Source organism: Lactobacillus sp. ESL0785, assembly GCF_029395455.1.
Lineage (GTDB): Bacteria > Bacillota > Bacilli > Lactobacillales > Lactobacillaceae > Lactobacillus.
This window is the reverse complement of record NZ_CP113916.1, coordinates 993,263-1,006,665: the sequence shown is the minus strand read 5'-3', so window position 1 is coordinate 1,006,665 and position 13,403 is coordinate 993,263. Positions and strand designations below refer to the sequence as shown.

Genomic DNA, 13,403 nt, shown 5'->3' with positions numbered 1-13,403 from the left:
GTGACTAATAAAAACGAGCTTTTCTTACGACTTTTAGAACAAATTCATTTTCCTGAACAATTTGAGGATAATGAGTTACTCAGAAAAGGCGAAATTGAGAACGTGGATGTTTACGCTAAAGAACATAGGTGGGATATCCATGTTCTTTTTACTACACCATTAAAATTTGAAACTTACGATGCTTTAAATAAGGCAATTGCTGCTAACTTTTCTTCATTTGTGAAGACAAGGTTATTTGTTCGCAGTCAAGATGGTGCTGATGATTATTTAACTGATTACTGGCATTTTGTGGTTCAAAATTCACAATTTTTGCAACCAGTAGCACGTGAATTTATTGCTGGTCATCAGCCTAAAAAAGAAAATGACCGTTGGATTATTCCAGTTGATAACTTAGTTGTTGATGGTTTGATTAAGCAGCAAAGTTTAGATAAATTAGCAGAAGAAATGCGAGCTTTTGGGTTCTTTAACTTAAAGTTTGTGACGGAACTTGATGAGCAAAACTCCCAGAGCAATCTTGAAAGTTTACAGCAACTGCAAGAGCAGCATGAGCAAAGTATGCAAGAAGCTTATGATGCAGCTCCACTTAAGGAGCGGCCTAAGCCGCAAACATATCCGACTAAAAAGACCCGTTATGGTAAGCGCAAGCTAGATGAAAGTTTGCCAATTACTCAAATTAAAGAAGTCGTTGATGGTACACGAAATGTTGTCATTGAAGGCAATATCTTTAATACTGAAAGTCGAGAATTGAAGTCGGGAGCAATTATTTTTACTGGTGAAATTACTGACTATACTGATTCAATTTCTTTTAAGAAGTTCGTGTCTGATAAAGAGCAGATTAAGAGTATTGCGGAATTAAAACCGGGTACTTGGGCAAAAATGCAGGGTACTGCTGCAGATGATCAATGGCAACACGATGTTGTCTTTAATATTTCAAGCTTTGAAGTTGTTCAGCATGTTGGTCGAACTGAAAAGTATCAGGGCGATGAAAAAAGAGTGGAGTTGCATTTGCATACAAACATGAGTCAGCTAGATGCAACTAACACTGCTACAGACTTTATTTTGACTGCGAAAAAGTTTGGTCAAAATGCAATCGCAATTACGGATCATGCTGATGTTCAGTCCTTCCCAGAAGCCTACAATGTTGGTAAAAAGAATGGCATTAAAATTATTTACGGCGTTGAAGCGAATATGATTGATGATCATGCCTTGTTAGTACTTAATCCAGCCTCAATGAAGTATGAGGACCGCGAATTTGTAATTTTTGACGTGGAAACCACGGGTTTATCATCTGTTTACGACACAATTATTGAAATTGGTGCCGTTAAAATGAAAAACGGTGAAGTTCTTGAGCGGTTCGATAAATTTATTAATCCACATCATCCTTTGAGTGAACAAACGATTAATTTAACCTCAATTACTGATGAAATGGTCAGTGCCGCGGACGATGAAGCGGTTGTGATTAAACAGTTTCAGGATTTTTATGGTGATCGACCATTATGTGGGCACAATGTTCAATTTGATGTTGGCTTTGTTAATGCTGCGTTAAGACGGACAAATTTACAGGAAATTACCCAACCAGTTGTTGATACCTTGGAAGTCTCCCGTTTATTGCACCCAGAACAGACAAGACATACATTAGATTCGCTGGCTAAGAAGTATAACGTTGTCTTGGAGCATCACCACCGCGCTAATCAGGACGCTGAAGCAACAGGTTATTTGATGTTTAAATTACTTGACGCCTTTAAGGCTAAGTTTAACGAAGATGACCTAGGTAAGATGAATGATTATGCTGCTCGCGGTCAAGTCTTTAAGCGGGCTAGGCCATCGCATATGACCATCTTAGCTAAAAATCAGGCAGGACTAAAAAATATGTACCGGTTAGTTTCAATTGCTAGTACAAAAGATTTTTATCGAATTCCGCGAACTCCTAAATCAGATTTAGCTAAGTATCATGATGGGCTACTTTATGGCTCAGGATGTCTGCAAGGTGATGTCTTTGTTGCTATGATGCAAAAAGGCTATGATGAAGCACGCAAAAAGGCTAGGTTTTATGACTATCTTGAAGTGCAACCGCCAGCTAATTACGCACAGATGATTGTGGATCACTTGATTGCTGATGAAGCTGAACTGGAAGAGATTTTAACTAATATTTATAAACTCGGAAAAGAGTTAAAGAAACCAGTAGTGGCAACAGGGGATGCCCATTATGTTGAAAAGCATGATGCAATTTACCGTACAATTTTAATTTCTGCACAAAGAAGTAATCCAGATCGAAATAAGCCACAGCCTGACCTGCATTTTTATAGTACTCAAGAAATGCTTGATGCGTTTAGTTTCTTAGGTGAGGATGCCGCAAAAGAGATTGTCATTACTAATCCAAACAAGATTGCGGCGTCGACTGAAGAAATCGCACCAATCAAGGATGGTCTGTTCCCGCCGCATATTGATAATGCCGATGAGGAAATGAAGCGACTGACTTACGATAAGGCCTATGAACTTTACGGCAAGCCATTACCTAAAATTGTGCAAGATCGGTTGGAAATGGAACTAAATTCAATTATTTCTAATGGTTATGCGGTTATTTATTTGATTTCGCAACGTTTAGTTGCCAAGTCGAATAAGGATGGTTATTTGGTTGGCTCGCGGGGGTCTGTCGGTTCAAGCCTAGTTGCAACAATGTCAGGAATTACGGAAGTTAATCCGTTGGCGCCTCATTATCGATGTCCGCAATGTAAGTATTCCAAGTTTTTTGAAAACGGTGAATATGGTTCAGGTTATGACCTGCCCGATGATAAGTGTCCAAAATGTGGTACAGAATTAGTCAAAGATGGGCAAGATATTCCGTTTGCGACTTTCTTAGGCTTTCACGGTGATAAGGTTCCTGATATTGATTTGAACTTCTCAGGTGACTATCAGCCAGTAGCGCATAATTTTATTCGGGTTATGTTTGGGCCGGATAATTCTTATCGTGCGGGAACAATCGCGACGGTGGCAGACAAGACTGCTTATGGCTACGCCAAGCACTATGATGAAGAAAAAGAACTTAACTTACGCAGTGCTGAACTTGACCGGTTGGCAGCAGGTGTCAGTGGTGTTAAACGTACTACGGGGCAACACCCTGCGGGAATTGTTGTTGTTCCTGATGATATGGATATTTATGATTTTACACCTGTTCAATATCCTGCTGATGATGTACATGCAGCCTGGTTAACTACTCACTTTGATTTCCACTCAATTCACGATAATATTTTGAAATTTGATATTCTGGGACATGATGACCCAACGATGATCAGAATGCTTCAAGATTTGTCGGGGATTGATCCGTTGACAATTCCACCAGATGATCCTGGTGTGATGTCGCTGTTTTCTAGTCCTAAAATATTGGGCGTGAAGCCAGAACAAATTCAATCAGAAACGGGAACATTAGGTGTTCCAGAATTTGGTACCAGATTTGTTCGGGGAATGCTTGAAGAAACTAAGCCAACAACGTTTTCTGAATTATTACAGATTTCTGGCTTGTCACATGGTACGGATGTATGGTTGGGCAACGCTGAGGAACTAATTAATGATGGAACTTGCAAGTTAAAAAATGTTATTGGTTGTCGGGACAACATCATGATGGACTTAATCCACTGGGGTGTAAAGCCGGAAGTTGCCTTTTCAACAATGGAATCTGTGCGTCATGGTCGCGGAATTAGCGATGAGGATATGGCCGTTCTGAAGAAAAATGACAAGATTCCGGACTGGTATATTCCGTCATGTCTTAAAATTAAGTACATGTTCCCGAAGGCGCATGCAACAGCTTATATTTTGATGGCTCTGCGGATTGCATGGTTCAAGGTTTATTATCCTGAAATTTATTACACAGCTTACTTTTCTGTTCGGGCCGACTTGTTTGACTTAGTAGCGATGAGTCATGGTAAAAACACGGTTAAGGCAGCCATGAAGCAGATTCAAGATCAAGGCAACGATGCTTCTGCTAAAGACAAGAGCTTATTAACAGTACTTGAAATTGCTAATGAATGTTTGGAGCGGGGAATTAAGATTAAGATGGTTGATATTAATCAGTCAGAAGCAACTAATTTTAAAATTCTCGATCAACATACAATTTTGGCACCATTTAATGCAGTACCGGGTCTTGGCAATAATGCAGCTAAACAAATTGTCGCTGCTCGGGCAGAGCAAAAGTTCTTATCAAAAGAGGATTTAGCTAAACGCGGAAAAGTTTCGCAGACAATTATGGATTATTTGGAAGATAACGGTGTTTTGGAAGGGATGCCTGATCAGAACCAGTTATCATTATTTGATCTTTAAAATAAATAAAAAGCGTTAGTTTGTAACTGACGTTTTTTTCAATATGTCCTTATTAAAAGTTGTATAATAAAGTAATTTTATATGGAAGTAAATATGTTAACAATTAAAGAAGCACAAGACATAATTGGTAATTTTAGTAATCCTAACAATCAAGATACAAGTTTAAATACTAAACGGTCATTTTATTCAAATAAGAAAATAGTTAATCGGATTGCCTATCCTAATCAGCAGCAAAATTGGTTATACGAGTTAACTGCTGCCCAGGCAAAATTTGGTGATCAAAAAGATTTTAAATACGTTTATAACCACATTCATTGTGCGCCAATGCTTAGCTATCTTGCTAATAGCTTAGGGATTAATACTGCAGCAGCTGAAACTGCAATTAAACAACAGAAATTGCAGATGATGAGTGAAGCTAAAAAAATGCGGGATAATTATCTTCCATATGCTGAAGTTGAACGGGCAATGATAAAGTTAAAATAACTTTTGAGTAGAGATTCTTAAGTTAGTTGCTAGGACTTTGAGATTATAATTGTGATATTTGTTAAAATATGCTATACTAATTAAGAAGTTCGGATAATTAATTCGAGTGAGCATTTTTTGCTCACTCTTTTTATTACGGAGGAAAGTATTTGGCGAAAGTTACAGATCTTGTTCTGACAGAAATTAAACCGATTATTGCTGCACGCAACGATGAGTTAGTAGATATTGAATATGTGAAGGAAAAAGGTCAAAATTATTTAAGAATATATGTTGATCGCGAGAATGGAATTGATATGGATGAAATTGCTGGTCTTAGTGAGTTAATTTCAGCTAAGCTTGACGAAATTCAGCCCGATCCATTTCCAGACCCTTATGTTTTAGAGTTGTCCTCACCCGGAGTTGAGCGGCCAATTAAGTCTGCCAAGGATTGGCAGAAGGCACTTGATAATTATATTCACGTTGGCTTATATCAAAAGATTGCCGGTGAAAAGAATTATGAAGGTACACTTAGATCATTTACTGATGATGAAATCGAGTTAGAAATAAAGATTAAGACGAGACGGAAACGATTAACTATTCCTCGCAAGTTGATTGCAAATATCCGTTTTGCAATTGAATTTTAGAAAGGCTGATTAAACTTATGTCTAAAGAAATGCTAGAGGCGTTTGCCACTTTAGAAAAGACAAAAGGTATCAAGCAAGACGTTATTGTTGAAGCAATTAAGGCAGCACTTGTTGCTGCTTATAAAAAGAACTATAATCAAGCTCAAAATGTTGAAGTTGAATTTGACGAACGTAAAGGTAACTTTAAATTATTAGCAGTTAAGACTGTTGTCGATGAAGTACATGATGAACGACTTGAATATAGTTTAAAAGATGCACTGAATATCAATAAGGCTTACGAAATTGGTGATGAAATTCGCTTTGAAGTTGCGCCTAAGGATTTTGGTCGGATTGCAGCACAGACTGCTAAGCAAGTTATTATGCAACATTTGCGTGAAGCTGAAAGAACCCATATCATTGATGAGTATTCACAATATGAAGATGAACTCATTACTGGTACAGTTGAAAGACGCGATAATCGGTTCGTTTATGTTAAAATTGGTAATGTTGAGGCTGTGATGCCCCATAACGATCAAATGCCAGGCGAAATTTATAACCCTCAAGATCAAATTCGAGTTCTTGTAACCCACGTTGGTTCTGATTCTAAGGGTGCCCAAATTACTGTTTCACGGACAGCACCAGACATGGTTAAGCGCTTGTTTGAACAAGAAGTACCAGAAATTTTTGATGGCACTGTTGAAATTGTTTCAATCGCGCGTGAAGCTGGTGACCGAACTAAGATTGCGGTTAAATCTAATGACCCTAATATTGATCCTGTTGGTACCTGCGTTGGTCAACGAGGCAGTAGAGTACAGAACGTTGTTAACGAACTTGACGGTGAAAATATTGACGTTGTTAAGTACGAAGAAGATCCATCAGACTTTATTGCTAATGCGTTGAATCCAGCAGAAGTAATTGCAGTTCAATTTGGTGACGAAGAAGAGGAAGAAAAGAAGGCATTAGTAATTGTGCCTGATTATCAATTATCCTTGGCAATTGGTAAGAAGGGTCAAAATGTACGTCTTGCAGCTCGTTTAACCGGTTATAAAATTGATATTCGACCAGAATCTGAAGTTGAATTTGTTGATGATGGCAGTAAGTCCGACAGTGATGATATTGATACAGATTTGTCAGTTGAGTCTGATGAAAGTACTGCTGAAGAAGCAGCTAATTCTGAGACTGATTTAGAAACTGGTGAGCAGGTTGTAGACGATAATGACATATCCGAGTCTGAAGAGACCGACGAAGAATAAGTCTAGGGGTGAGTTCTTTTGAAAAAAAGAAAAATTCCAATGCGGAAGGATCTATTAACTAACACAATGCAGCCTAAGAAGGATTTAGTGCGTGTTGTAGTTGACAAAGAAAAGAATATTACAGTTGATCCAACTGGTAAAAAACCGGGGCGTGGTGCATATGTGTCACTTGATCCTAGCAAAATAAAATTTGCGCAGGAGAAAGGCGTTTTGGAGCGTAGTTTGGGTGCTAAAGTGCCAGACTCATTTTATGAAGAACTCTTTTCTTATGTAGATCATCAAAAAGCAAGGAAAGAATTGTTTGGTGATAAATAAATTTGCAAAATAGACAAAAAGCGTTGAATTTATTGGGTCTTGCGCAACGAGCTGGAAAACTTGTTTCCGGACTTGAGATTGTGCTGGTCGGTATTAAAGCAAAGCAAGTAAAAGTAGTTATTTTGGCTAATGATAGTCATGCTGATACAACTGAGAAAGTTACTCGTATTGCTAAGCAAAATGATGTTCACATTATTTCTGCTTTTAATAGTAGCGAACTTTCACGGGCAATTGGCAAGGAGCGTAAAGTGTTGGGCTTAACCGATACTGGTTTCTGCAAAGCATTAGTACAAAAGATTAATGAAGGAGTGTGATTGGATGGCTAAAAAAAGAATTTACGAAATCGCAAAAGAACTAGGCATCGATAATAAAGTTGTGGTTAAAAAAGCGAAGGACCTCGGCTTTGATGTAAAAAACCATATGTCATCACTAGAAGATTCACAAACGAATCAGTTAAAGAGTAGTTTCCATGACTCCGCTCCCGCTAAAAAGCACGAGAATACTGCTCAAAAGAGTAGTAAAATCAAAATTTCTGTTAAGTCAATTCGAAAAAATGAAAAAAATCATGAAGACGAAAAGTCTAGCAGACCTAAAAATCGTCGTCGAAACAATCGTCGGTCTAATAATCGTGATGATCGGGGCCGCCGCTCACAAAGCCGTAATCAAGATCGTCATGCTAATTCTAGTAGACCAACAGCTAAACCTGCAGCCCAAGATTTGCTTAAGCAATTAAAGCAAAAGCAACGAGTTGAAGAAACTAGCTTGAACAAGCAAGCGGATCAGGCGCGTAAAGCATATCATGAGCATTTGAAGAATCCTAAGGCTGCAGAAGAAAAAGTAACTGTTCAAGAAACTAAGCAGACTGCTTCGAAAACAGTAGCTGAATCTCAAGTAACGGGTCCTAAGATTTTGAAGCCATCGCCTGCTAGAATGAAGAAAACCCAGTCTTCTGCTAGGGAGAATAATCAACCTGCAAGTAATAATGTCGGTCCAGAGCCAGTTAAGGAAGAAAAAAGACGTGGCAATGGTCATACCCGTAATACTGGCAAGCCAGGTCGTAAAGGCAGAAACCAAAACTTTAGTAATAATCATTCTGATCGTCATGAAAGACGTAAACGGCGGAATAAGAAACATCAATTTGAACAAGTTCCACGTAAGCAGCCAACTCAAAGAAAAGAGCGTCCATTACCAGAAACCTTAGTTTATGAAGTTGGGATGAATGCCCAAGATCTAGGCAAGATTTTACACCGTGAACCAGCTGAAATAGTTAAGAAATTGTTCATGCTCGGCGTGATGACTAATCAAAATCAATCTCTTGATAAAGATACAATTGAATTAATTGCCGCTGAATATGGCATCAACGCTGAAGAAAAGGTTCATGAAGATATTTCAGATATCGATACTCTGTATGATAAGCGGATGGCAGCATCTAAGGAATCAAAGCGACAGATTAAGCGGCCGCCAGTTGTTACGATTATGGGGCACGTTGATCATGGTAAGACAACTTTACTTGATCGTTTGCGTCATACGCATGTTTCTGCACATGAAGCCGGTGGTATCACACAGAAGATTGGTGCTTATCAAGTTCATGTTGGTGAGCATTTGATTACTTTCCTTGATACGCCAGGGCATGCTGCCTTTTCTAACATGCGTGAACGTGGTGCTGAAATTACGGATATTGTTGTTTTGATTGTTGCCGCAGACGATGGGGTTATGCCGCAAACAATTGAAGCGATTGATCACGCTAAGAGTGCTAATGTACCAATTATTGTTGCAATTAATAAGATGGATGCGCCAGGGGCTAATCCACAACATGTTACTGAGCAATTAATGAAGTACAATTTAATTCCAGAAGATTACGGTGGCGACACTATTTTTGTTAATATTTCTGCTAAGACTGGTGAAAATGTTGATGAATTGTTGCAAATGATTCTGTTGCAAGCCGATGTAATGGAATTAAAGGCTGATCCGAAGCAACAAGCTATTGGTACTGTTGTTGAAGCACGGCTTTCTCGTGGTCGTGGTCCTGTGGCCGATTTGCTTGTTCAACAAGGAACGCTGCGGACTGGTGATCCAATTGTTGTTGGTAATCGTTTCGGTCGGGTCCGGGTAATGACCAATGATCGTGGCCGTCAAATTGATAAGGCTACACCATCAATGCCAGTTGAAATTACTGGATTGAACGATGTACCAGAATCAGCTGATAAATTGGTTGTCTTTGATGATGAAAAGACAGCTCGTAGTGTTGGTGAGCAAAGAGCACAACAAGCTTTGCAACAATCACGGGAAAATGTTCAACATATTACTTTAGATAATCTCTTTGATACAATGAAGAGAGAAAACATGAAGGAAGTTGACATTGTCTTAAAGGCTGATGTTCAAGGTTCAACTGAAGCTTTACAACAATCGCTTGAAAAGATTGAAGTTGAAGGTGTTCGAGTAAATATTGTTCATGCCGGTGTTGGTGCCGTTAATGAATCTGATGTTACCTTAGCTGGTGCTTCTAATGGCTTTATTATCGGGTTCAATGTTCGTCCAACAGCAACTGCTAAGTCACAAGCTGAAGCTGATGGTGTTGATATTCGCCTTTATAGTATTATTTATAAGGCAATTGATGATGTTAAAGCTGCTATGCAAGGAATGTTAGAGCCAACTTATGAAGATAAGGTGGTTGGCAACTTAACTGTTCGTGAAACTTGGAAAGTTTCTAAGATCGGAACAATTGCTGGTGCTTTCGTTGATTCTGGCTTTGTAACGCGTGATTCAAATATCAATTTAATTCGTGATGGCGTGGTTATTTATACTGGTAAAGTTGCTTCTTTGAAGCGGTTCAAGGATGATGCTAAGATTGTTAAACAAGGTTTTGATTGTGGGTTAACAATTGAAGGCTATAATGATATTAAGATTGATGATCAGCTTGAAGCCTTTGAAAAGCAAGAGGTTAAGCCAGGTAAGTAATTTTATTAGGAGGAAAGCATGAAGCACAGAATTGGTCGTGTTGAAGGAGAAATCCTCCGTGAGCTAACTAAGATTTTGCGGAAAAACATTCGTGATCCACGTGTTAATGATGTTACAATTACGGCAGTTGAATGTACGAATGATTTATCATATGCAACTATTTACTATAGTATTCTTTCTGAAGATCCAAATAAGGAAGAAGAGGTTGCCACAGGTTTAGAAAAAGCTAAGGGAATGATGCGGCACTTGCTGGGGCAAGTTTTGACTGTTTATAAAGTTCCGAAACTGATTTTTAAACGTGATAATTCCGTTAAGTATGGAAGCAAAATTGATCGGTTGATTGCTGAAGTTAAAAAACAGGATGCAGATCGTGATAATTAAAAAAAGCGCCTTAATGGCGCTTTTTTAGTGAAAATGGGTAGAAAATGATAAACGGAATTTTAGTGATTGATAAGGCTAAGGGGATGACAAGTGCCGATGTTGTCTATCATCTGCGTAAAGCCTTACATATTAAAAAGATAGGGCATGCAGGCACACTTGACCCAGACGTAACAGGGGTATTACCAATTGCAATTGGTCAAGCAACAAAGTTAATTGAATTAATGCACACACGAACCAAAAAATATGTTGGTAGTGGCATTTTGGGCTATGCAACCGATAGTTATGACATTAGTGGAAAGATTTTGCTTTCTAAAAAATTGCCTCGTGCACTTACTGCAGATGAAATTAGACACGGGATGCAAACTTTTGTCGGTAAAATTGAGCAGGTACCGCCAATTTACTCAGCAGTTCGTGTTAATGGTAAACACCTTTATGAATATGCACGGGCAGGCATTGAGGTTAAACGGCCGAAACGTCAAGTTGAAGTTTTAGCATATGATTTATGTAGTGAACCCGAATTTAATCAAGATACAAGACAAGAAAATTTTGACTTTGCGATTGAATGCAGTAAGGGAACGTATGTACGTTCACTTGTAAATGACCTAGGAACTAAATTAGGGTATCCTGCTGTAATGAGTGATTTAAGGCGAACTGCTAGCTCAGGCTTTAATATCGGTCAAGCCGTTAAATTGGATGAGATTATTGCAAATCCAGAAAACGTGTCGCAGCTGATTCAACCGATTGATGCTTTCTTTAAGGATTATGTTCAAATAGAACTAACATCAGGGCAATGGTTGAAAGTTAAAAACGGCGCGGCAATCGAGTTAGAAACAGATGCAAATTTAGTTGCGCTAAGGTACAATAAAAAGGTTAAAGCAATTTATCAAAGGGAAGATACTAAGTATCGGCCACACTTGATGCTTTTGCAGAATGAATAGGTGAAATGAAGGTCTTATTGTGCAAATTATCCATTTAACTTATCCAGTTAAAGAAAATGTAATACCAAGTAAAATCGTTTTAGCCTTGGGCTTTTTTGATGGTGTTCATCGAGGCCACCAACATTTAATTAAGCTGGCTGCTAAAACGGCACAGGAAAAGCGATTGCCACTAGTTGTAATGACGTTTGACCGACATCCTAAAGAGGTTTACCAGAAGGCAAAAGTTACCTATATTGATAGCGCTGCTGAGAAAGCTTACAAGATGGAGCATTTAGGTGTTGATTATTTAATCATTATTCATTTTAATCAGGGCTTTAGTCAATTAACACCGCAGCAATTTGTTGATCAGATTATTGTCAAATTAAATACAGACACAGTAGTTGCCGGTTTTGACTATACTTATGGACCAAGAGAAATTGCTAATATGAAAAATTTCCCTAAATTTGCTAAAGGAAGATTTCAAATCATTGATGTTCCTAAGCAAAGTTATGATGGTCAGAAAATTGGCTCAACTGAGATCAAGCAGGCGATTGAGGATGGCAAAATGGAATTTGCCGCTCAACTCTTAGGTGCACCATATGTAATGTCAGGGATTGTTGGGCATGGCTTGCGTAATGGTCATAAATTAGGCTTTCCAACTGCCAACTTAGTTTGGTCTGAAAATAAAGTGTTGCCCAAAGTTGGAGTTTATGCCACCAAAACTAAAATTGGTGGCAAATGGTATGACTCAATGACCAGTGTCGGCTATAATGTCACGATTAATCAGAGCAAGCGAATTTTTATTGAATCAAACCTTTTTGGCTTTGATCAAGAAGCCTATGATCAAAAGATGATTATTAAGTGGTATAAGTATACACGTGGTGAAATTAAGTTTGCAGATCTTGCTGGATTAAAAAAGCAAATGATGCAAGATAAAGCTGAAATTAAGGCTTATTTTGCTAATAAATAAAGTTCTTCTCTACACTAAAAGTAGGTGGGACTTTTTATTTTCAAAAAATGTAAATATTTGTTAGCACTCGGCTTGACATTCTGCTAAAACCTAGTATCATAATAATTGTTAGCACAAAAGATATGAGAGTGCTAAAAGTGAGGGCGATATTTATGTTGACCGAGCGTCAAGAACTTATTTTAAAAACCATTATTAATGATTTTACGCAGACACATGATCCTGTGGGCTCAAAGACTGTAATGAACCAGCTACCAATTAAAGTATCAAGTGCAACTATTCGTAACGAAATGGCTGTGTTAGAAGATCAGGGGTTGATTGAGAAGACGCATTCTTCTAGTGGTCGTGTTCCTTCAAGTGATGGCTATCGTTACTACCTTGATAATTTGGTAGAACCGCTGCAAATACCAGAATCTGTTTATAATAAAATCATCAACAAACTTGATCGACCTTTTCATCAAGTTAATGAAATTGTACAGGAAGCTGCTAAAATTTTATCAGATTTGACTAATTATACAGCATTTGCTGAGGGACCGGAGAGTCGCAATGTTACGGTAACGGGCTTTCGCATTGTTCCCCTGTTTAGCAGGCAGGTGATGGCAATCTTAGTTACAAGTGACGGTAATATTCAGAATCAAGTTTATAATTTGCCACATAACGTGCATGGTGATGAAATTGAAAAAGCGGTACGCATGATCAATGATGAATTGGTTGGCAAAAGCTTAAATCAAATTACGCCGGATTTGCTCAAGCAGTCATTAGGTCAAAATGCTAGTAACAAGCATGCTAGTGAATTTATTGACTTGGTGGAAGACGTTATTAATGATGCTGCTAGTGAACAAATGTATGTTGATGGCCAGATTAATTTACTTAATAATACTTCAACTAATGATGTTACTAATTTACGTTCATTGTATGAATTAGTTGATCATGACGATTTAATTTCTAATCTGGTTGACTATGGTAATGCGTCTGAAAATGGCAGGTTTCCGGTTCGCGTTAGTTTAGGATCAGAATTGCCCAATGAACTGTTGAAAGATTATAGTTTGTTGACTGCAGAATATAGTGTTGGTTCTCATGGTAAAGGTGTAATTGCCTTGCTGGGACCGACTAATATGCCATATTCACAAGTGATTGGTTTGCTTGAATACTTTAGAAATGAGCTAGCCAAAAAGTTGCTTGAATATTATGGTCGATTTAAATAAAGGAGGTT

The 13,403-nt window shown here is 38.2% G+C and carries 11 protein-coding genes; all 11 read left to right on the top strand.

The features are described from left to right. The gene (locus OZY43_RS04865) at positions 1 to 4,314 is read left to right on the top strand and encodes a PolC-type DNA polymerase III (RefSeq protein ID WP_277163940.1); all 4,314 of its coding nucleotides are present in this window, start codon (positions 1 to 3) and stop codon (positions 4,312 to 4,314) included. A 93-nt stretch (positions 4,315 to 4,407) separates the two neighbouring features. Beyond that, positions 4,408 to 4,797 carry a hypothetical protein gene (locus OZY43_RS04860; protein ID WP_277163939.1) on the top strand — a complete coding sequence of 130 codons (390 nt, stop codon included), beginning with the start codon at positions 4,408 to 4,410 and terminating at the stop codon, positions 4,795 to 4,797. A 149-nt stretch (positions 4,798 to 4,946) separates the two neighbouring features. After that, positions 4,947 to 5,420, top strand: coding sequence for a ribosome maturation factor RimP (rimP, locus tag OZY43_RS04855; protein ID WP_277163938.1), 474 nt, complete (start codon positions 4,947 to 4,949; stop codon positions 5,418 to 5,420). Positions 5,421 to 5,437: 17 nt separating this feature from the next. Next, positions 5,438 to 6,652 carry a transcription termination factor NusA gene (gene nusA / locus OZY43_RS04850; RefSeq protein ID WP_277163937.1) on the top strand — a complete coding sequence of 405 codons (1,215 nt, stop codon included), beginning with the start codon at positions 5,438 to 5,440 and terminating at the stop codon, positions 6,650 to 6,652. 18 nt (positions 6,653 to 6,670) lie between these two features. Continuing rightward, positions 6,671 to 6,967 carry a YlxR family protein gene (locus OZY43_RS04845; RefSeq protein WP_277163936.1) on the top strand — a complete coding sequence of 99 codons (297 nt, stop codon included), beginning with the start codon at positions 6,671 to 6,673 and terminating at the stop codon, positions 6,965 to 6,967. A 2-nt stretch (positions 6,968 to 6,969) separates the two neighbouring features. After that, positions 6,970 to 7,281, top strand: coding sequence for a ribosomal L7Ae/L30e/S12e/Gadd45 family protein (locus tag OZY43_RS04840; RefSeq protein ID WP_277163935.1), 312 nt, complete (start codon positions 6,970 to 6,972; stop codon positions 7,279 to 7,281). 4 nt (positions 7,282 to 7,285) lie between these two features. Then, positions 7,286 to 9,925, top strand: coding sequence for a translation initiation factor IF-2 (gene infB, locus OZY43_RS04835; RefSeq protein WP_277163933.1), 2,640 nt, complete (start codon positions 7,286 to 7,288; stop codon positions 9,923 to 9,925). A gap of 18 nt (positions 9,926 to 9,943) precedes the next feature. Then, on the top strand, positions 9,944 to 10,306 hold the full coding sequence (locus OZY43_RS04830; protein ID WP_277163932.1) for a ribosome-binding factor A: 363 nt from the start codon (positions 9,944 to 9,946) through the stop codon (positions 10,304 to 10,306). 44 nt (positions 10,307 to 10,350) lie between these two features. Further along, entirely contained in the window at positions 10,351 to 11,244 is an 894-nt protein-coding gene (gene truB / locus OZY43_RS04825; RefSeq protein WP_277163931.1) for a tRNA pseudouridine(55) synthase TruB, read from the top strand. A 19-nt stretch (positions 11,245 to 11,263) separates the two neighbouring features. Further along, complete coding sequence (gene ribF, locus OZY43_RS04820; protein WP_277163930.1) at positions 11,264 to 12,193, top strand: riboflavin biosynthesis protein RibF; 930 nt, start codon at positions 11,264 to 11,266, stop codon at positions 12,191 to 12,193. 152 nt (positions 12,194 to 12,345) lie between these two features. Then, positions 12,346 to 13,395 (top strand): heat-inducible transcriptional repressor HrcA, encoded by a 1,050-nt coding sequence (gene hrcA / locus OZY43_RS04815; protein ID WP_277163928.1) that lies wholly within the window; start codon positions 12,346 to 12,348, stop codon positions 13,393 to 13,395. Positions 13,396 to 13,403 lie beyond the last annotated feature (8 nt).

What these genes read in the sequence shown, in the direction of transcription:
- OZY43_RS04860 (WP_277163939.1), top strand. Translation starts at nt 4,408, where the DNA reads ATGTTAACAATTAAAGAAGCACAAGACATAATTGGTAATTTTAGTAAT.
- nusA (WP_277163937.1), top strand. Translation starts at nt 5,438, where the DNA reads ATGTCTAAAGAAATGCTAGAGGCGTTTGCCACTTTAGAAAAGACAAAA.
- infB (WP_277163933.1), top strand. Translation starts at nt 7,286, where the DNA reads ATGGCTAAAAAAAGAATTTACGAAATCGCAAAAGAACTAGGCATCGAT.
- OZY43_RS04830 (WP_277163932.1), top strand. Translation starts at nt 9,944, where the DNA reads ATGAAGCACAGAATTGGTCGTGTTGAAGGAGAAATCCTCCGTGAGCTA.
- truB (WP_277163931.1), top strand. Translation starts at nt 10,351, where the DNA reads ATGATAAACGGAATTTTAGTGATTGATAAGGCTAAGGGGATGACAAGT.
- hrcA (WP_277163928.1), top strand. Translation starts at nt 12,346, where the DNA reads ATGTTGACCGAGCGTCAAGAACTTATTTTAAAAACCATTATTAATGAT.